Raw genomic sequence first — 18,182 nt, forward strand, 5'->3', positions numbered from 1 at the left:
GCGGCCCGCGGAGCTCGACGTGGCGATCCTCGACATCGAGCTCGGCGACGGGGACGGCATCGAGCTCGGGCGCCGGCTGCGGTCCACCGCGCCCGGGCTGGGCATCGTCCTGCTCTCGGCCGTCGACGCGATGCACCGCTTCCTCCGCCTCGACCGCGCCGAGGCCCGCGGCTGGAGCTACCTCTCGAAGACCTCCTCCCTCTCCGCCCCCGCCCTGCTCGCCTCCGTCCGCGCGACGGCGGACGGCCGCACCGTGCTCGATCCGGCGCTGGTCGCCGCCCGCGCCGCCCGCCGAGACTCCCCGGTCGCCGCGCTGAGCCCGCGCCAGTACGAGGTGCTCTCGGGTCTCGCATCGGGGCTGACCAACGCCGCGATCGGCGAGCGCCTCGGCATCGCGGTCCGCTCGGTCGACAACCACGTCAACGCCGTCTACGCGTCCCTCGGCGTCCGCTCGGACGGCGAGCGCAACCCGCGGGTCGACGCGACGCTCCTCTTCCTCGAGCACACCGGATGAGCGCCGGCCCGCGCGACGCGCGCGAAGACAACCGCATCGTCCTCGGAGCGATGGCCCTCCTGGGCGGCGTCCTCTCGCTGCTGGCCGCGCTCCAGGCCGTCTTCGCGCTCGGGATGCTGTCGCGGACGCTGCGGGGGGTCGATCCGGGGCCGCTGCTCGACGTGACGACGCGCGTCCTGGTCAACGTGTCGACGATCGGGCTCGCGATCGCCCTGGTCGCGGTGCTGCGTCCCGAGCGCTCGACCGGCGGCGGCCGGGTGGCCCGGACGGCGGTCATCGCCGTGGGGATGGGACTCGTCCGCTGCTGCCTCCAGGTGCTGACCGGCGTCTACCCGCTCTCGGCACTCCCCGCTCTCGCGGTCGAGCTGGTCGTCGGATCCACGGTGATCGCGCTGATCACCGCCTACGGCTACCTGCTCGTGCGCGCGGCACGGCGCGTGCGCGAGAAGGAGCGGGAGCACGCCCGCGCCTCCGTGCAGGCGCTCGAGGCGGTGCAGGCCCTGCAGCGGGAGGAGCTGCGGGTGCGGCGCGACGTCGCGCAGAGCCTGCACGGCGGCCTCCAGAACGGACTCGTGGTGCTGACCGCCGAGCTGCACGCGGTCGCGAGCACATCCGACGAGGCGGCCTCGGAGCGGCTGCTCGCCATCGCCGCCCGGCTCGACCGGCTCCGCGAGGACGAGGTGCGCGCGGTCGGCCACGCCCTCTACCCGGTCGAGATCGACCACGGCCTGGTCCCCGCCGTCCGCGACCTCGTCGCGCGCCTCCCTCCCGAGATCGCCGTCGACCTCGACCTCGGCCGCATCCCGGCGCTCGCCGCCGAGGGCGCCGAGGCGCCGCTCGACCAGCGGATGCTCCTGGTCCGGTTCCTGGAGGAGGCGGTCACCAACGCGCTGAAGCACGGCGGCGCCTCCTCGCTGCGGGTGCGCGGCGACGAGGAGGCGGGCGTCGTGGTGCTCACCCTCGACGACGACGGCCGCGGACTCGTCGAGGGGTCGACGCGCTCGGGCCTGGCACGGCTGGAGCGGCAGCTCGCGGTCTACGGGGGCTCGTTGGAGCTCTCGGACTCGCCCGTGCTGGCGGGGGCGCGGCTGAGGGCGCGGCTCCCGCTGTCCGGCGCGGCGCCCGGCGGGGACGGCGGCGGGGCGGAGTAACGGGACGGGCGCTCCCGCCGTCCCTCGCGTCGAGCACAGGGCGGTCCGAGGGACGGATTCATGCCGGATGGCGAGCCGTCTCCTCGTGCGCGCCCCTCACGCCGGGTAGACCAGCAGATCCTCCGGAGCGACGGTGAAGCCTGCCTCGCGGCCGGGCGCGAGGTCGAGGCGCGCCGCGTCGGCCGCCGGGACGTCGGCGGTCAGGAGCGCGCTGCGCACCCGCACCGCGTCTCCCCGCTGCTCCACGTCGGTGATCACGGCGCGGAGGCCTCCCTCTCCGACGGAGACGGCGGAGGGGCGGACCGCGGCGAGCACCGCGGCGCCGACCGCGACCGGCTCGGCCGCGACTCCGGACAGCTCGTGCCCGTCGGCGGTGCGCAGACCCGTCGCGGTGCGGACGCCCTCGAGCAGCTCGAGCCCGGCGAGCTCGGCGGTGAATGCGGTGCGCGGGCGCGTGAGGACGCGGGCGGTCGGCCCCTCCTCGACCACCCGGCCGCCGTGCAGCACCAGAACCCGGTCGGCGAGGGTCCAGGCGTCGAGCACGTCGTGGGTGACCACGATCGCCGAGCGGTCGGCGAGCACCTCGCGGAGCATCCGGCGGAGGACGGGGGCGGTCCGGGCGTCGACCGCGGCCAGCGGCTCGTCGAGCAGCAGAAGGCGCGGGTCGGTCGCGAGGGCCCGGGCGAGGGCGACCCGCTGCGCCTGGCCGCCGGAGAGGCTCCCCGGGCGCCGGTCGGCCAGGTCGGCCACGCCCGCGGCGGCCAGCTCGTGCTCCGCCCGCTCGCGGGACCGCGCCCGCCCGGCGCCGGCGCTGCGCGGACCGAACGCCGCGTTCTCGCGCACGCTGAGGTGCGGGAACAGCAGCGGATCCTGCGCCAGCAGGGCGACGGGGCGCCGGTGCGGAGGAGTCCACCGGCGGTCGTCGAAGAGCAGGTCGCCGCCGACGGTCGCCCGCCCGGAGTCGGCGCGGACGAGGCCGGCGATCAGCTCGAGCACGGTCGACTTGCCCGCGCCGTTGGGCCCGAGCAGCGCGATCGTCTCGCCCTCGGCCACGTCGATCCGCACGTCGATCCCGCGCGCCGCGAGCCGCGCCTCCAGCAGCAGGCTCACCGCGGCACCCCCCGGGCGGAGCGGCCGTGCGCGAGACCGATCACGAGCACCGCGACCACCACGAGCACCAGCGCGAGGGCGACCGCCGCGTCCGGATCGCTCTCCCGCTGCAGGTAGATCTCGAGCGGGAGGGTGCGCGTCGTGCCCTCGAGGCTGCCGGCGAAGGTCAGCGTCGCCCCGAACTCGCCGAGCGCCCGCGCGAACGAGAGGATCGCGCCCGAGGCGAGGCCCGGAAGGATCAGCGGCAGCGTGATCCGCCGGAGCACCGTCCCGGGGGACGCGCCGAGCGTCGCGGCGACCGACTCGTACCGCGCGCCGGCGCTGCGCAGTGCGCCCTCGAGCGTCAGCACCAGGAACGGCAGGGCCACGAAGGTCTGCGCGATCACGACGGCGGTGGTCGAGAACGCGATGCGGACGCCGAGGGCCTCCAGCGCGCCGCCGAGGAGGCCCATCCGCCCGAAGGTGAAGAGCAGCGCCAGCCCGCCGACCACCGGCGGGAGCACCAGCGGCAGCAGCACCAGCGAGCGGAGCAGGCGCTGGCCGGGGAAGGCCGTGCGGGCGAGCACGAGGGCCATCGGGGTGCCGAGCAGCAGGCACAGCAGAGTCGCGACGGCGGAGGTGCGCAGGCTCAGCAGGAGCGCGGCGACGGAGGAGTCGGAGGTGATCAGCGGCAGGAACTGCGGCCAGTCGACGCGGGCGAGGATCGCGGCGAGCGGGAGCAGCACCAGCAGGGCGCCGAGCGCGGCGACGGCCACGACCCAGCGCGGCAGGCCGGACCCGGTGCGCATCAGCCGCGGGCGAGCGGCGTCTCGACGATGACCGTGGTCGCCTTGACCACCGCCACCGCGGGAGACCCGGGCTCGAGCCCGAGCTCGCGGACCGCCTCGCTGCTCATCAGCGAGACCACGCGGTGCGGACCGCACTGCAGCTCGACCTGCGCCATCACGGTGTCCATCACGATGCCGGTGACGATCCCGACGAAGCGGTTGCGGGCCGAGCGCGCGACCGGGGACGGATCCTCCGGCAGCACGGCGTTCGCGCGGGCGAGCCGGGCGACCTCGAGGCCGTCGACGACGCGTCTCCCGGACGCGTCCTTCGCGCTCTCGAGCGTCCCGTTCTCGATCCAGCGCCGCAGCGTGTCGTCGCTCACGCCGAGCGCGGCGGCGGCGTCCCTGATCCGTATCTGCGGCATGGAGTCGATCCTACGTCCGCGGCTGAGCCTGTGCCGTGCCCGTCTCCTCTCCACGAGATACCGCTCCGGTGCGCTTCCTGCGGCGTGCCGCGCATCCGGGTGGCATCTCGCGGAGAGGGAGGAGCGGAACGCGGAGGGACGGACGCTGGGGATCCCGGGCCGCGCGCGCAACCCCCTGGAGGACCGGCGGGAGCACGACGCACGCTGAAGGGACGACGACACAGGAGGCGGCATGCGCGCGATGGTCTACCGGGGCCCCTACAAGGTCCGCGTGGAGGAGAAGGACCGGCCGAGGATCGAGCACCCGAACGACGCGATCGTCCGGGTGGCGATGGCGGCGATCTGCGGATCCGATCTGCACCTCTACCACGGGCTGCTCCCGGACACCCGGATCGGCCACACCTTCGGCCACGAGTTCATCGGCGTGGTCGACGAGGTCGGCTCGTCGGTGGAGAACCTCAGCGTCGGCGACACGGTGATGGTCCCCTTCACCATCTACTGCGGCTCCTGCTGGTTCTGCTCCCGCGGCCTCTACTCCAACTGCCACAACGTGAATCCGAACGCCACCGCGATCGGCGGCATCTACGGCTACTCGCACTCGGCAGGCGGCTACGACGGCGGGCAGGCGGAGTACGTGCGCGTCCCGTTCGCCGACGTGGGTCCGACGAGGATCCCCGAGTGGCTGCCGCACGAGGACGCCCTGATGCTCACCGACGCCTTCTCGACCGGCTACTTCGGCGCGCAGCTCGGCGACATCGTCGAGGGCGACACGGTCGTGGTGCTCGGAGCCGGACCGGTCGGCCTGGCCGCCGCGCGCTCCGCCTGGCTGATGGGCGCCGGCCGCGTCATCGTCGTCGACCAGATCGACTACCGCCTCGCCAAGGCCCGCGACTTCGCCTTCGCCGAGACCATCGACTACACCGAGGAGGACGACCTCGTCGTCACCCTCAAGAAGACCACCGGCGGGCTCGGCGCCGACGTCGTGATCGACGCGGTCGGGGCGGAGGCCGACGGGAACCTCCTCCAGCACGTCACCGGCGCCAAGCTCAAGCTGGAGGGCGGCTCGCCGATCGCGCTCAACTGGGCGATCGACGGCGTCCGGAAGGGCGGCACCGTCTCGGTGATGGGCGCCTACGGGCCGCTCGCGAGCGCCGTCAAGTTCGGCGACGCCGTCAACAAGGGCCTCACGCTGCGGATGAACCAGGCCCCCGTCACCCGCCAGTGGCCGCGCCTGTTCGAGCACATCCGTGCCGGGCACATCACGCCCAGCGACCTGATCACGCACCGCATCCCGCTCGAGCACATCGCCGAGGGGTACCACCTGTTCTCGTCCAAGCTCGACGGCTGCATCAAGACCGTCGTCGTCCCGTAGGAGGATCCCGTGCCGTACACCGCCGACCGCCCCGTCCGCGTGCCGACCGCCGAGGAGCTGCGTGCCCGCATCCCGGGCTGGGGCGCCGACCTCGATCCCGCCGACCGGCCCGCCTTCCCCCGCGAGCGCAGCGACCTCGTCTCGGGCGCGCACTGGGAGCGCCCGGAGAGGATGCGGACGCACGGCCGTCGCGAGAAGAGCATCGAGCACCTCGAGCTGCCCGCCGTCTTCGGCACGGCGCAGCCCCTCCACGGCCTCTCGGGCGCGATCCGCCGCTACGCCTACGACCGGTTCAGCGAGGGGCGCCACGCGCACTGGCTGCTGCTCGTGCTGGGCGACCGGGTGGAGTCGACCGGGGCGCACCTCCGCTCGCTGCTCACGACACGGCCGGACGATCCGATCACCGAGACCGGTGTGCTGGCCGAGGCGCACGCGCACCCGATCGCCTCGCGCCGCGGCCGGACCGACGTGCGCCACCAGATCCTCGACCCGCTGCTCGTCGGCGGCCCCTGGGTCCTCGCCGCCCTCGGCGCCGTGGCCGTCGCCCGCCGCCTCCTGCGCTGACGCCCGTTCCCCTCTCGCGAGAGGCCGCTCCGGTACGCCGCCGTCGGCGTGTCGCGGACCGGAGCGGCGTCTCGCGGAGGAGGACGGGGTTCAGCGGCTGCGGGGCGCGGCGCCCGCGGTCGGCGCGGTGCGGGTGTCGACGCTCGCCGTGAGTGCCGCGGAGTAGCCGGACGCCGGGCTGCCGGACATCGTCGCGAGCTGCAGGGCTCCGCCGTCGTCGCCGAAGACGGAGTCGGTGTCCAGGCCGACCCGGGCGAGGTTCGCGGCCGAGCCCGCGTACGCGTCGAGGGCGTAGACCGCGGTGCACGCCTCCTCCTGCAGGGCGACCTGCGAGGTCGCGATCGCGTTCGACGCGTCGGTGATCGGGTCCACTCCCGGGTACACCTCGAAGTGGATGTGCGGCCAGCGGCCGGAGTAGCAGGCCGGGACGATCGTGGCGAAGGAGACGACGCCCGACGCGTCGGCGACCTGCACGCCGCGGAGGTACGTCTCGTCCTCGACGCCGCTGGAGTACATCGAGTAGTCCCCGTGCGCGTCGCAGTGCCAGACGTACACGGCGGCTCCGGCGAACGGCACGCCCCCGTTCGCCGCGTCGAGGATCGTCAGAGTGAGCGCCAGGGGGACCCCGTCGGCCGTCGCGCCGCCGCCGATGCTGGTGCGCAGGTCGCTGCGGACGATCCCGGAGCGCTCGAGGACGTCGACCCCGTTCGAGCCGTCGCCCGGGTAGGGGCCGGCCGTCTCGTCGGGGATCTCGCCGGCGACCGCGGTGCCGGCCCCGGCCGTGGCGGTCGCGGTGGGAGTCGCGGTGGCGGTCGCGGCGGCGGAGGAGGCGGATCCCGATCCTCCGGTGGCGCACGCCGCGAGCCCGAGGGTCGCCGCCCCCGCACCGACCAGCGTCAGCACGCCGCGCCGCGAGAAGAGGGTCCCCACGTCGAACGGGAGGCCCTGGTCGACCACCTCCTCCTCGGGGCGGTCGAGCCGGCGGCCCTCGTAGGCCGGTCCGTCGGGCGTGCTGCGGGGCTCCGGGATGCGGGTCATGGTCGTGCTCCTCGTCGATCGTGGTGTCCGTCGCGGGCAACCCTGGCGGCCGGGGATCTGCGCCTCCGATGACCGTCCTACGACCCTCCTATGACCGACCTGCCGACCGCCCTGCCGACCGCCTTGCAGGCCTCCTCCGACGCCGCGACGCCTCTCACGGCGCTCCGAACCCGGCCGCCGCGAGCGCCGCGCGTCCGGCGTCGGAGGCGACGTACGCGACGAAGGCCGCCGCCGTGGCCGGGTCGCCCGCTCCGGTCAGCGCCGCGATCGGGTACGTGTTCACCGCCTCCGAGGCCTCGGCGAAGGGGATGCCGGTGACCGAGCCCGCGGCCCCGCGGACGTCGGTCGCGTAGACGAGCCCGGCGTCCGCTTCGCCCGAGGACACCTTGCCGAGCACGTCGGTGACCGACGACTCCTCGCTCACGGGGGAGATGTCGACCCCGGCGGCCTGCTCGACCACGGCGGCAGCTGCTCCGCACGGCACCTGCGGCGCGCAGACGACGGTGGCGGTCCCGGGCCGGGCGAGGTCGGCGAGCGAGGCGACCTGCGCCGGGTTGCCGGGGGGCACGGCGATCTCGAGCGTGTTCGTGGCGATGTCGACCGGGTCCCCGTCGACGAGCCCGGCCTCGGCGACGGTGGACATCGTGCGCTCGTCGGCGGAGGCGAAGACGTCGGCCGGGGCGCCGTTGACGATCTGCGTCGCGAGGTCGGAGGAGCCGGCGAAGGAGAGCTCGACCTGCGCGCCGGGCTCGGCGGCCTCGAACCCCGTGGCGAGCTCGGTGAACGCGCCCTTCAGCGAGGCGGCGGCGAAGACCGTGATGGAGCCGCCGACCGAGGACGTCGCGCCGTCGCTGGCCGCGTCGCCGGCGGGGGTCGACGGAGCGGAGCAGCCCGCGAGCAGGAGGAGCGCGGCAGCGGCCGGGACGAGGGGGAGCAGGCGACGATGCACGGGGACCTCCGGATCTGGAGTCCGCAGATGCGGCGGACAGCTGATCCTAGGACCTCAGGTGCGGAGGCGAGCAGGGAGGAGGGCCTCACGTGCGGCGGAGAGACGATCCGAGGACCGGACCGGCCGGGTGACGCACCTGCGCGAGGACCGACGGGTCGCGCGACGCACAGCGGCGGGCGGACCGCAGCCCTCCGGCTCCGGCCCGCCCGCCGCTCGTCGCGGCCGCCTCGACGGCGGTCCTCCGCTCAGCCCTGCGGCGGCGAGTAGAACTGGAGGTCGTTGCCCTCCGAGTCCTTGAAGGGGAGGATGCGGCCCCACTCGTGGTCGCTGATCTCGCCCTCGATCGACGCGCCGCGCGCCGTGAGGCGCTCCAGCTCGTCCTCGATCGAGCCCTCGGGCTGGAACGAGATGACCGCCCCGCCCTGCTCCGCGACCGTCGCCGACTCGCGGGCGTTCAGGCCGATCATCAGCCCGCCGGCGTCCAGCTCCGACCAGTCGTCCGAGGTGTCCTTGACCTCGAGGCCGAGCGTGTCGCGGTAGAACGCGACCGCCCGCTCCATGTCCGTGACGGGGACCCAGACCGTTGCGACTCCTGATGCCATGTCGTGCTCCTTCGCTCGATGATGCCGTTCCTCCGACGCTAGGTCGGGGACGCCCGGAGCGGGGGCCCTTGCGCCGACGCGCGGAGGCTGCTCTCGCGCGGCGCCTCTCCGCCGAGCTGCCGCGCTCACGCGCCCGGCAGCGGTGAGGCGCCGGCTTCCCGCTGCCCGTCAGTGCCGAGACACTGCCCCTCGCCGAGACGCCGCTCCTCGCCGGCGTCCCGGCGCGCAGCGGGACGTCTCCGCCCGGCCTCCGCGCGAACGCTCCCCGCCTCAGCGCTCGGCGACGAAGCGGTGCACCACCGCGAGGTCCTCGTCGCCGAGGCCGGCGTCGACCAGGTCGCGGAACACGGTGCGGAGCGTGCCGAGCAGCGGAGCGGAGGTGCCCGTCGCCTCCGCCTCGTCGGCCGCGGCCCGCAGGTCCTTATCCATGAAGGAGGCGACGCCGGTCGGCGTGTAGTCGCGGGCGACCAGGGCGGCACGCTTGGTCTCGAGCACGCGGCTGCCCGCGTAGCCGCCCTGCAGCAGGGCGAGCAGCGTGTCGAGGTCGAGGCCGGAGCGCTCGGCGATGACGGCGGCCTCCGCGATCGCGGTCATGGTCGCGGCGACGACGAGCTGGTTGCAGGCCTTCGCCACCTCGCCGGCGCCGAGGGGCCCGAGGCGGACGGCGGTTCCGCAGGCGGACAGCACGGGCAGCACCCGGGCGACGTCCTCCTCCGCCCCGCCGACCATGATCGAGAGGGTCCCCGCCTCGGCGCCCTCGGTGCCGCCGCTGACGGGGGCGTCGACGAGGCGGAGCCGCGGGTGGCGTCCCGCCAGCTCGCGCAGGCCGGTGGCGGACACGCTGGAGCAGACGACGAGCACGAGGTCCGACCCCGCGGCGAGCACTCCCTCTTCTCCCTCGAGCACCTCCTCGAGCTGCGGCAGGTCCGGCACCATCACGATCAGCACGTCCGAGGCGGCGGCGAGCGAGCGGGCGGAGTCGTGCCACTGCGCCCCGGGGACGGCGCGGCGGGCGCGGTCGGCGGACGCGGGGCGCGCGGTGATCCCGAGCGGGACGCCGGCGGCGACGAGGCGCCGGGCCATCGGGGCGCCCATGCTCCCGAGCCCGATGAAGCCGGTGCGCGCGGGCGGGAGGGCGGCGGTCGTGGTGTCCGGCATGCGCCCAGCATATCGAACACGGTTCACAGGAGTGAAGTAGGGTGGGCGCGGGCCGATCCGGGGGAGAGCCTCCCGCACCGTCCCGCGAAGGGACACCCGTGACCGATCGCCTCCGCGTCATCATCGCCTCGCCGCTCAGCCCCGAGCTGATCGCCCGCATCGTCGAGCTCGAGCCGCGCCTCGACGTCGTCGCCGACCAGAGCCTCCTCCCTCCGATGCGCCACCCGGGCGACCACGGCGGAGACCCCTCGTTCCAGCGCACTCCGGAGCAGCAGCGCGCCTTCGACGAGCTGGTCGACTCCGCCGACGTGCTCTACGGCGTGCCGGACGAGACCCCCGCCGCCCTCGCGCGCACGGCCGCCGCGAATCCGCGCCTCCGCTGGGTGCAGACGATGCCCGCGGGCGGTGGCGCGCAGGTGCGGGCCGCGGGGCTCGACGACGCGCAGCTCGAGCGCATCGCGTTCTCGACCTCGGCGGGAGTCCACTCCGAGCCGCTCGCCGAGTTCGGGGTCTTCGGACTCCTGGCCGGTGCCAAGTCCCTCCCGCGCCTCCAGTCCCTCCAGCGCGAGCGCGTCTGGGGCGGCCGGTGGACGATGGGGCTGATCTCGGAGCAGACGGTCCTGATCGTGGGGCTCGGCACGATCGGGCGCGCGACGGCCCGCAAGCTCCAGCAGCTCGGCGCCCGCGTGATCGGCACGAGCCGCCACGAGACCGAGGTGGAGCACGTCGACGAGATCGTCGCCCCCGACGCGATCGCGGAGGTGGCGGGCCGGATCGACGGGGTCGTCGTCACGCTCCCCGGCACCGCCGCCACCGAGAAGCTGGTCGGCTCAGAGTTCTTCGCCGCACTGCGCCCCGGCGCCTCGTTCGTCAGCGTCGGCCGAGGGACGGTCGTCGACGAGGAGGCGCTGCTCGCCGCCCTCGACGACGGCCGCGTCGGCTTCGCCGCGCTCGACGTGGTGGCGGAGGAGCCGCTCGAGCAGAGCAGCCCGCTCTGGAGCCACCCGAGCGTCCTGATCAGCCCCCACACCGCGGCGCTGAACGTCGCGGAGGACCGCCTGATCGCCGAGCTCTTCGCGCGCAACGCCACCCGCTTCCTCGACGGGGAGCCCCTGATCAACCGAGTCGATACGGTGGAGTTCTACTGACCCCGCCCCCGGAAGAGGACGCCATGGCCCGCCCCGATGCGCCCCCGACGACGGTCGACTCCGACAGGGGCTCGGGCGCCCCGGCCGTGTCGCGCGCCATGCGGATCCTCGACCTCCTCGCCGACGCGGGCGGCCCGCGCACGCTGACGGACATCGCCCGCGAGCTCGGGATCGCCAAGTCGTCGACCTCGAACCTCTGCGCCGCGCTCGAGGAGGGCCGGCTCATCCGCCGCGTCGGCTCCGGCTTCCTCCTCGGCCGGCGCACCGTCGAGCTCGGCAGCCACTACCTCGCCGGCTTCGACCCGGTGCGCGAGTTCTACCGGCTCTGCGAGGAGTCGCCGGTGCTCTCGCGTCAGCTGGTGCAGATCGCGCTGCTCGACGGCACGCGGGTCCTCTACCTGGCGGTGCACGAGGGGCGGGAGCGGTTCGCGCTCTCCGCGAGCGTCGGCGACCGGTACCCCGCCTCCGCCACGGCCGTCGGAACGGCGCTCCTGGCCGAGCTCGACGACAGCGAGATCGCCGAGCGCTTCGCCGACGACCGCGACATCGTCGTCTTCACCGACCGGTCCACGTCCTCGACCCGCGAGCTGCTCCGCAAGGTCGCCGCGGCGCGCGTGCGCGGCTACGCGATCGACGACGGCGAGCTGCACCCCAGCGTCCTGGGCGTCGCCGTCGCGGTCCCGGCCGCCACCCGCTCCGATCTCTCGGTCGCGGTCGGCGTCTCGCTGGTCCGGCCGGTCGGCGACGATCAGGAGGAGGTCGTCGCGGCCCTCCGCGAGGCCGCCGCGGCGCTCGGCCGCCCGCCCCTCGTCGCCGGAGCACCCGCCTGACGCCTCGCCGTCCATTCTGTTGAATGCCGTTCACTGGGCTGTTACTCTCGGCCCATCCCGCCTCTGCGGGCCGGAGTGAGCGAGGCACCGTGGCGACCAGCAGCACGAGCAGCACGAGCAGCCGCACCGGCGTCGAGCCGAGGGGCGTCCGCTGATGCGCCTCGCGCGGATCCGGGCCGAGGACGGACCGGCTGTCGTCCTCCAGGTCGCGGGGGAGTGGCGCGAGATCGAGGACGCCTTCGCCGCGGAGCCGGTCGAGACGGGCCGCCGCTGGCCCGTCGAGGGCGCGCAGCTGCTGGCCCCGGTGGAGCCCCGCGTCATCCTCGGCATGGCGCACAACGGCTCCGCGGCCGACCGGCTGCTGCCGCCGCAGGCCTTCCACAAGACCGCGCACACGCTGGCCGGGCCCGGCGATCCGATCGTCCTCGACGAGGGCATCGGCCCGGTGGTCGTCGAGGGCGAGCTCGCCCTGGTCATCGGCCGCACCGCGCGGCACCTCACGCCCGAGGACGCGCTCGCGCACGTGCTCGGAGCGACGGTCGCGAACGACGTCACCGCTCCCGGGATGATCGCCGCCGACGGCCTCTTCCTCCAGGGCAAGAACGGCGACGGCTGGACGCCGCTCGGACCGTGGATCGAGACCGGAGTCGACGTCGACGCGGTCGGCATCACGGTGAGCGTCGACGGGGAGGTGCGGGCCGTCTCCTCGAACGAGCGCCTCGGCTGGCGCGCCGCCGAGATCCTGGTGCACCTCACCTCCCACCTCACGCTCCACCCGGGAGACGTCGTCCTCACCGGCTCGCCCGGCACGGCCGTCGAGGTCGGGCCCGGCCAGGAGGTCCTGATCGCCCTCGACGGGATCGGCGCGCTCGCGAGCCGCACCGTCGCGGGCCCTCCGCGCGCGGCGCCTCCGCAGCCCTGACACCCGCTCCGACCCTCTGGAGGAACCGTGCTCTTCGACCTGACCGACCGCGTGGCGCTCGTCACCGGATCCAGCCGCGGCATCGGCCGCGCCGTCGCCACCGGCCTCGCCGAGGCGGGCGCCACCGTCGTCCTGAACGGCCTCGACCCCGAGCGCCTCGAGGCCGCCCGCGCCGAGCTCGCGGAGCGGTTCCCCGGCACCGACGACCGCCCGCGGATCCACGCCCGCGCCTTCGACGTCACCGACGACGCGGCCGCCGAGGCGGGCGTCGCCTGGATCGAGGAGGCGGTGGGCCCGCTGCGCATCCTGGTCAACAACGCCGGCGTCCAGCACCGCGTGCCCCTGCTCGAGCTCGAGGTCGCCGACTGGGAGCGGGTGCTGCGCACGAACCTCACCAGCGCCTTCGTGGTCGGCCGGGCGGCGGCGAAGCGGATGATCCCGCGCGGCGCCGGGAAGATCGTCAACGTCGCCTCGGTGCAGGCCGATCTCGCGCGGCCGACGATCGCGCCCTACACCGCCTCGAAGGGCGGGATCCGCAACCTCACCCGCGCGATGACGGCGGAGTGGGCGCAGTACGGCATCCAGGTCAACGCGATCGCTCCGGGGTACATCCACACCGAGATGACGCAGGGCCTCGTCGACGACGAGGCGTTCGACAGCTGGATCCTCGGCCGCACGCCCGCCGCGCGCTGGGGCCGCGTCGAGGACCTGATCGGCCCCGCCGTCTGGCTCGCCTCCGACGGCTCGGATTACGTCAACGGGCAGGTCGTCTTCATCGACGGCGGCATGACCGTCGTCGTCTGAGTCACCCCTCGACCCACCGAACGGAACCCGTATGACCGCGCTCGTCCCCGCCTCCACCACCCGCGTCGTCGTCCACGCCGCCGGCGACCTCCGCGTCGAGGAGGCGCCGCTCGCGCCGCGCGGCCCCGGCGAGGCCCTCGTCGCCGTCGCGTACGGCGGGATCTGCGGCTCCGATCTGCACTACTGGACGCACGGCGCCGCGGGCGAGTCGATCCTCCGCGAGCCGCTGACGCTCGGCCACGAGGTGGTCGGCACGGTCGTCGAGGCAGCGGCGGACGGCTCGGGACCCCCGGTCGGCGCGGCCGTCGCCGTGCACCCCGCGACCGCTCGCGGCGAGTGGCCCGACGGGCGCCCCAACCTCGCGACCGAGGGCACCTATCTGGGCAGCGCCGCGCGGATGCCGCACACCCAGGGCGCGTTCGCCCGCCACGCGGTGCTGCCGGCGCGCATGCTCCGCGAGCTGCCCGCCGGTCTCGGGCTCCGGGAGGCGGCGCTCGCGGAGCCGGCGAGCGTCGCCTGGCACGCGGTGTCGCGCGCGGGGGAGGTGTCGGGACGGCGCGCGCTGGTGATCGGCAGCGGCCCGATCGGGGCGCTGATCGTCGCCGTGCTGAAGCGGGCGGGGGCGGCCGAGATCGTCGCCGTCGACCTGGCCGAGGAGCCCCTCGCGATCGCCCGGGCGGTCGGCGCGACCCGGACGATCCGCGCGACCGACGCCGACGCGATCGCCGAGGTCGCGGCCGACGTCGTCTTCGAGTCCTCGGGCAGCCCGCGCGGCCTCGGTTCGGCCGACCGGGGCGCCGCCCGCGGCGGCACCGTCGTGATGGTGGGACTCCTCCCCTCGGGCGAGCAGCCGGCCCTGATCTCGCTCGCGATCACCCGGGAGCTGCGCCTGATCGGCTCCTTCCGCTTCGTCGACGAGATCGACGAGGTGCTGGCGGCGCTCGCCGACGGGAGCCTCGCGGTGGCGCCGGTGGTCACGCAGGTGGTGCCGCTGGAGCGCGCGCTCGAGGCCTTCGACCTCGCCCGCGACGCCTCGCGCTCGAGCAAGGTGCTGCTCGACTTCACCCCGTGACGGGCGCTCGAGGCGCCTCCGGAGGGTCGGGATCGCCCGAGCGTTCGGGGTTCCCTCGGACGGCGGCGCCGCCGGAGCACTACCGTTGCACCATGGCGTCCACCGATACCCCCGATTCCGCCCCCGAAGCCGACACCGCTTCCGAGAGCGCCCCCACGCTCACCTTCTCCGACCTCGGTCTCTCCGACCCGGTCCTCAAGGCCCTCAAGGAGGTCGGCTACGAGACGCCCTCGGCCATCCAGGCCGCGACGATCCCGTCCCTCCTCTCCGGCCGCGACGTCCTCGGCGTCGCTCAGACCGGCACCGGCAAGACCGCGGCGTTCGCGCTGCCGATCCTCTCGCGCCTCGACGTCTCGCAGAAGACGCCGCAGGCCCTCGTGCTGGCTCCGACCCGCGAGCTCGCGCTGCAGGTCTGCGAGGCGTTCGAGCGCTACGCGTCCGGCCTCCGCGGCGTCCACGTCCTCCCCGTCTACGGCGGCCAGGGCTACGGCACCCAGCTCTCCGCGCTCCGCCGCGGCGTCCACGTCGTCGTCGGCACCCCCGGCCGCATCATGGACCACCTCGAGAAGGGCACCCTCGACCTCTCGCAGCTGAAGTTCCTGGTGCTCGACGAGGCCGACGAGATGCTCAAGATGGGCTTCGCGGAGGACGTCGAGACGATCCTCGCCGACACCCCCGTCGAGAAGCAGATCGCGCTGTTCTCGGCGACGATGCCCGCGCAGATCCGCCGCATCTCCGGCAAGTACCTGAAGGAGCCGGAGGAGATCACGGTCAAGAACAAGACCACGACCTCCGTCAACACCACGCAGCGCTACCTGATGGTGTCGTACCCGCAGAAGGTCGACGCCCTCACCCGCATCCTCGAGGTCGAGAACTTCGAGGGCATGATCGTGTTCGTCCGCACGAAGAGCGAGACGGAGACGCTGGCCGAGAAGCTGCGCGCCCGCGGCTACACCGCGGCGGCGATCAGCGGAGACGTGGCCCAGGCCCAGCGCGAGCGCACCGTCGAGCAGCTGAAGTCCGGCAAGCTCGACATCCTCGTCGCGACCGATGTCGCCGCCCGCGGCCTCGACGTCGAGCGCATCAGCCACGTCGTCAACTACGACATCCCGATCGACACCGAGTCGTACGTCCACCGCATCGGCCGCACCGGTCGCGCGGGGCGCAGCGGAGCGGCGATCAGCTTCGTCACGCCGCGCGAGCGCCGCCTCCTCGCCGCCATCGAGAAGGCCACCCGCCAGCCGCTGACCGAGATGCGGATGCCGAGCGTCGAGGACGTCAACGTCACCCGCCTCTCGCGCTTCGACGACGCGATCACCGCGGCGCTCGCCGACACCGAGCGCCTGCAGCGCTTCCGCGACATCATCGGCCACTACGTCGAGCACCACGACGTGGTCGAGTCGGACGTCGCCGCCGCGCTGGCCATCGTCGCGCAGGGCGAGGAGCCGCTGCTGCTCTCGCCCGACGACCCCCGCTTCGCCCGTCGCGAGCGCGAGGACCGCGACTCCCGGCCCGACCGGGGCGACCGTCCCGAGCGCGGCGACCGCTTCGACCGCGGCGGCGACCGGGGCGAGCGTCCCGAGCGCCGTCAGCGCCCGGCGAACAGCAACCTCGCCTCGTACCGGATCGAGGTCGGCCGCCGCCAGCGCGTCGAGCCCCGCCAGATCGTGGGCGCGCTCGCGAACGAGGGCGGCCTCAACCGCGGCGACTTCGGGCACATCGACATCCGCCCGGACTTCTCGATCGTGGAGCTGCCGGCCGACCTGCCCCAGGACGTGCTCGACCGCCTCGCCGACACCCGCATCAGCGGGCAGCTGATCGAGCTGAAGCCGGACCGCCGTCCGAGCCGCGCCGGCGCCGACCGCGGCGGACGCCCCAGCGGCCCGAGCCGCTCGAGCGAGCGCCCGGAGCGCAAGCCGCGCTACTGACGCCTCCCGCCCCGGCGGACGGGCCTCCACGAGACGCCACTCCGGTACAGCGACCCTTGCGTGTCGCGTACCGGAGTGGCGTCCCGCTTTCGTGCGGGGGCGGCTTCAGCGGCGCAGGACGCGGCGGGCCAGCACGTTGCCGAGCAGCTGCACCAGCTGCACGATCACGATGATCACGAGCACCGCGGCCCAGGTGACGACCGGCTCGAACTGCCGGTAGCCGTACTGGATCGCGAAGTTGCCGAGCCCGCCGGCGCCGATGTATCCGGCGACCGCCGACATGTCGATCACGGCGACGAACACGAACGTGTAGCCGAGGATCAGCGGACCGAGCGCCTCCGGCAGCAGCACCGTGCGGACGATCCGGAACCGGCTCGCTCCGACCGACCGCGCCGCCTCGATCACGCCGGGCTGCACGGTCAGCAGGTTCTGCTCCACGATCCGCCCGATGCCGAAGGCGGCGCCGAGCGAGAGGGTGAAGACGATGGCGTCCGTGCCGATGCCGGAGCCGACCACCAGCCGGGCCAGCGGCTGGGCCGCGGCGATGAAGATGATGAACGGGATCGGCCGGAACACGTTCACGATCACGTTGAGCAGTCCGTGGACCACCCGGTTCGCGTAGAGGGCGCCGCCGCGGGTGAGCGCGAGGCCCAGTCCGATCAGCAGTCCGCCGAGCCCGCCGAAGAGGAGGCTCAGCGCGACGATGTAGAGCGTCTCGCCGGTCGCCTGGACGAGCTTGGGCAGGAGCGGGATCAGCTCGTTCATCGGGGCACCTCCGTGAGGGCGACGCGTCCGCCGAGGCGGGCGAGGAGGGGGTCGACGACGCCGTCCGGCGCGTCGAGGGCGACCGTGAGGTGGCCGAAGGCCCGTCCGCGGACGTCGGTGATGCCGCCGTAGACGAGCTCGAGCGGCACGCCGGCCGCCGCGACCTCGGCGAAGACGTCGCCCTGGGAGGCGGAGTCGTCCGAGAACGAGAGCGTGACCAGCCGGCCGCGGTGGCGCGTACGCAGCACGGCCGCCTCCGCGGGCGAGGGCACCGAGCGGACGACCGTGGAGACGAAGCGGCGGGTGACCGGCTCGCGCGGGGCCGAGAACACGTCGAAGACGGGCCCGCGCTCCACGATGCGGCCCGACTCCATCACCGCGACCTTCGTCGCGAGCTGCTGGACCACGTCCATCTCGTGGGTGATCACGACGATGGTGACGCCCAGCTCCTCGTTGATGCGGCGGAGGAGGGCGAGCACCTCGCCGGTGGTGTCCGGGTCGAGCGCGCTGGTGGCCTCGTCGGCCAGCAGGATGCGCGGGGAGGCGGCGAGGGCGCGGGCGATGCCGACGCGCTGCTTCTGCCCGCCCGAGAGCTGCTCCGGGTGGCTGCGCGCCTTGTCGCTCAGGCCGACGAAGCGGAGCATCTCGTCGACGCGGGCGCGCTGCTCCGCCCGCGGGACGCCCGCGACCTGCAGCGGGTAGGCGACGTTCTGCCCCACGGTCTTCGAGCCGAACAGGTTGAACTGCTGGAAGATCATCCCGATCCCCAGGCGCAGCCGGCGCAGCTCGCGCTCGGGCAGGCCCACGGTCTCGCGGCCGTCGATCTCGATGCTGCCGCTGGTCGCGGGCTCCAGAGCGTTGACGAGGCGCGCGAGCGTGCTCTTGCCGGCGCCGGAGTAGCCGATCACGCCGTAGACGTCGCCCGCCTCGATCTCGAGGCTCACGCCGTCGACGGCCGCGGTCGGGGCGGCGCCGCGCCCTGCGCCGGGGTACACCTTGCGCACGTCGGTCATGCGGATGAGCGGCACGGGGCGCCCTTTCTGTTGCGGGGGAGGCGCGGGAC

19 protein-coding genes are annotated in these 18,182 nt (G+C 74.5%); 10 read left to right on the top strand and 9 right to left on the bottom strand.

Annotation, left to right across the window (positions count from 1 at the left end; translation table 11 throughout):
- A partial coding sequence (locus tag C5C55_RS07910; protein ID WP_104233513.1) for a response regulator transcription factor occupies nucleotides 1–514 on the top strand: 514 nt, incomplete at its 5' end.
- Nucleotides 511–1,665, top strand: a complete 1,155-nt coding sequence (locus tag C5C55_RS07915) for a sensor histidine kinase (RefSeq protein ID WP_104233514.1) — start codon at nucleotides 511–513, stop codon at nucleotides 1,663–1,665. The genes C5C55_RS07910 and C5C55_RS07915, both read left to right, overlap by 4 nt.
- 96 nt (nucleotides 1,666–1,761) lie before the next feature.
- Here C5C55_RS07915 and C5C55_RS07920 read toward each other — a convergent pair whose 3' ends face one another.
- Genes C5C55_RS07920 through C5C55_RS07930 form a run of 3 tightly spaced genes read right to left on the bottom strand, consistent with a single transcriptional unit; the run spans nucleotide 1,762 to nucleotide 3,967 of the window.
- On the bottom strand, nucleotides 1,762–2,775 hold the full coding sequence (locus C5C55_RS07920; RefSeq protein WP_104233515.1) for a sulfate/molybdate ABC transporter ATP-binding protein: 1,014 nt from the start codon (nucleotides 2,773–2,775) through the stop codon (nucleotides 1,762–1,764).
- The gene (locus C5C55_RS07925) at nucleotides 2,772–3,563 is read right to left on the bottom strand and encodes an ABC transporter permease (RefSeq protein WP_104222446.1); all 792 of its coding nucleotides are present in this window, start codon (nucleotides 3,561–3,563) and stop codon (nucleotides 2,772–2,774) included. The genes C5C55_RS07920 and C5C55_RS07925 overlap by 4 nt, the downstream gene beginning before the upstream one ends.
- Complete coding sequence (locus C5C55_RS07930) at nucleotides 3,563–3,967, bottom strand: molybdopterin-binding protein (RefSeq protein WP_104222447.1); 405 nt, start codon at nucleotides 3,965–3,967, stop codon at nucleotides 3,563–3,565. The genes C5C55_RS07925 and C5C55_RS07930 overlap by 1 nt, the downstream gene beginning before the upstream one ends.
- Before the next feature lie 232 nt (nucleotides 3,968–4,199).
- On the opposite strand from C5C55_RS07930, the gene C5C55_RS07935 reads away from it, so the two are divergent.
- Nucleotides 4,200–5,339, top strand: coding sequence for a zinc-dependent alcohol dehydrogenase (locus C5C55_RS07935; protein ID WP_104233516.1), 1,140 nt, complete (start codon nucleotides 4,200–4,202; stop codon nucleotides 5,337–5,339).
- Between the two features lie 9 nt (nucleotides 5,340–5,348).
- Nucleotides 5,349–5,903, top strand: coding sequence for a hypothetical protein (locus C5C55_RS07940; protein ID WP_104233517.1), 555 nt, complete (start codon nucleotides 5,349–5,351; stop codon nucleotides 5,901–5,903).
- A 90-nt stretch (nucleotides 5,904–5,993) separates the two neighbouring features.
- On the opposite strand, the gene C5C55_RS07945 is transcribed toward C5C55_RS07940, so the two are convergent.
- The 4 genes from C5C55_RS07945 to C5C55_RS07960 form a co-directional block, all read right to left on the bottom strand.
- On the bottom strand, nucleotides 5,994–6,941 hold the full coding sequence (locus tag C5C55_RS07945; RefSeq protein WP_104233518.1) for an intradiol ring-cleavage dioxygenase: 948 nt from the start codon (nucleotides 6,939–6,941) through the stop codon (nucleotides 5,994–5,996).
- A 154-nt stretch (nucleotides 6,942–7,095) separates the two neighbouring features.
- Nucleotides 7,096–7,890, bottom strand: coding sequence for a molybdate ABC transporter substrate-binding protein (gene modA / locus C5C55_RS07950; RefSeq protein WP_104233519.1), 795 nt, complete (start codon nucleotides 7,888–7,890; stop codon nucleotides 7,096–7,098).
- Between the two features lie 245 nt (nucleotides 7,891–8,135).
- A complete protein-coding gene (locus C5C55_RS07955; protein WP_104233520.1) occupies nucleotides 8,136–8,492 on the bottom strand; it encodes a VOC family protein in 357 nt (118 codons plus the stop codon).
- A 270-nt stretch (nucleotides 8,493–8,762) separates the two neighbouring features.
- Nucleotides 8,763–9,650, bottom strand: a complete 888-nt coding sequence (locus C5C55_RS07960) for an NAD(P)-dependent oxidoreductase (RefSeq protein ID WP_104233521.1) — start codon at nucleotides 9,648–9,650, stop codon at nucleotides 8,763–8,765.
- A 98-nt stretch (nucleotides 9,651–9,748) separates the two neighbouring features.
- Between C5C55_RS07960 and C5C55_RS07965 the strand changes: the two genes are divergently transcribed.
- The 6 genes from C5C55_RS07965 (at nucleotide 9,749) to C5C55_RS07990 (ending at nucleotide 16,354) form a co-directional block, all read left to right on the top strand.
- Entirely contained in the window at nucleotides 9,749–10,798 is a 1,050-nt protein-coding gene (locus tag C5C55_RS07965) for a D-2-hydroxyacid dehydrogenase (protein WP_258065100.1), read from the top strand.
- A gap of 23 nt (nucleotides 10,799–10,821) precedes the next feature.
- A complete protein-coding gene (locus tag C5C55_RS07970; protein ID WP_104233523.1) occupies nucleotides 10,822–11,628 on the top strand; it encodes an IclR family transcriptional regulator in 807 nt (268 codons plus the stop codon).
- Between the two features lie 154 nt (nucleotides 11,629–11,782).
- Nucleotides 11,783–12,550 (top strand): fumarylacetoacetate hydrolase family protein, encoded by a 768-nt coding sequence (locus tag C5C55_RS07975; protein ID WP_104233524.1) that lies wholly within the window; start codon nucleotides 11,783–11,785, stop codon nucleotides 12,548–12,550.
- Nucleotides 12,551–12,577: 27 nt separating this feature from the next.
- Entirely contained in the window at nucleotides 12,578–13,354 is a 777-nt protein-coding gene (locus C5C55_RS07980) for an SDR family oxidoreductase (protein WP_104233525.1), read from the top strand.
- A gap of 31 nt (nucleotides 13,355–13,385) precedes the next feature.
- Nucleotides 13,386–14,426, top strand: coding sequence for an L-idonate 5-dehydrogenase (locus C5C55_RS07985; protein WP_104233526.1), 1,041 nt, complete (start codon nucleotides 13,386–13,388; stop codon nucleotides 14,424–14,426).
- 92 nt (nucleotides 14,427–14,518) lie between these two features.
- A complete protein-coding gene (locus tag C5C55_RS07990) occupies nucleotides 14,519–16,354 on the top strand; it encodes a DEAD/DEAH box helicase (RefSeq protein WP_104222455.1) in 1,836 nt (611 codons plus the stop codon).
- Nucleotides 16,355–16,459: 105 nt separating this feature from the next.
- Here the strand turns inward: C5C55_RS07990 and C5C55_RS07995 are convergent, their stop codons facing one another.
- On the bottom strand, nucleotides 16,460–17,119 hold the full coding sequence (locus tag C5C55_RS07995) for a methionine ABC transporter permease (protein ID WP_104233527.1): 660 nt from the start codon (nucleotides 17,117–17,119) through the stop codon (nucleotides 16,460–16,462).
- A complete protein-coding gene (locus tag C5C55_RS08000) occupies nucleotides 17,116–18,147 on the bottom strand; it encodes a methionine ABC transporter ATP-binding protein (protein ID WP_244230573.1) in 1,032 nt (343 codons plus the stop codon). Before C5C55_RS08000 ends, C5C55_RS07995 begins: the two co-directional genes overlap by 4 nt.
- Between the last annotated feature and the right edge of the window lie 35 nt (nucleotides 18,148–18,182).

It is taken from the genome of Rathayibacter sp. AY1C2, assembly GCF_002931195.1.
Lineage (GTDB): Bacteria > Actinomycetota > Actinomycetes > Actinomycetales > Microbacteriaceae > Rathayibacter.

What these genes read in the sequence shown, in the direction of transcription:
- C5C55_RS07935 (WP_104233516.1), top strand. Translation starts at nt 4,200, where the DNA reads ATGCGCGCGATGGTCTACCGGGGCCCCTACAAGGTCCGCGTGGAGGAG.
- C5C55_RS07930 (WP_104222447.1), bottom strand. Translation starts at nt 3,967, where the DNA reads ATGCCGCAGATACGGATCAGGGACGCCGCCGCCGCGCTCGGCGTGAGC.
- C5C55_RS07955 (WP_104233520.1), bottom strand. Translation starts at nt 8,492, where the DNA reads ATGGCATCAGGAGTCGCAACGGTCTGGGTCCCCGTCACGGACATGGAG.
- C5C55_RS07960 (WP_104233521.1), bottom strand. Translation starts at nt 9,650, where the DNA reads ATGCCGGACACCACGACCGCCGCCCTCCCGCCCGCGCGCACCGGCTTC.
- C5C55_RS07945 (WP_104233518.1), bottom strand. Translation starts at nt 6,941, where the DNA reads ATGACCCGCATCCCGGAGCCCCGCAGCACGCCCGACGGACCGGCCTAC.
- C5C55_RS07985 (WP_104233526.1), top strand. Translation starts at nt 13,386, where the DNA reads ATGACCGCGCTCGTCCCCGCCTCCACCACCCGCGTCGTCGTCCACGCC.
- C5C55_RS07990 (WP_104222455.1), top strand. Translation starts at nt 14,519, where the DNA reads ATGGCGTCCACCGATACCCCCGATTCCGCCCCCGAAGCCGACACCGCT.
- C5C55_RS07995 (WP_104233527.1), bottom strand. Translation starts at nt 17,119, where the DNA reads ATGAACGAGCTGATCCCGCTCCTGCCCAAGCTCGTCCAGGCGACCGGC.
- C5C55_RS07970 (WP_104233523.1), top strand. Translation starts at nt 10,822, where the DNA reads ATGGCCCGCCCCGATGCGCCCCCGACGACGGTCGACTCCGACAGGGGC.
- C5C55_RS07915 (WP_104233514.1), top strand. Translation starts at nt 511, where the DNA reads ATGAGCGCCGGCCCGCGCGACGCGCGCGAAGACAACCGCATCGTCCTC.
- C5C55_RS07925 (WP_104222446.1), bottom strand. Translation starts at nt 3,563, where the DNA reads ATGCGCACCGGGTCCGGCCTGCCGCGCTGGGTCGTGGCCGTCGCCGCG.
- C5C55_RS07975 (WP_104233524.1), top strand. Translation starts at nt 11,783, where the DNA reads ATGCGCCTCGCGCGGATCCGGGCCGAGGACGGACCGGCTGTCGTCCTC.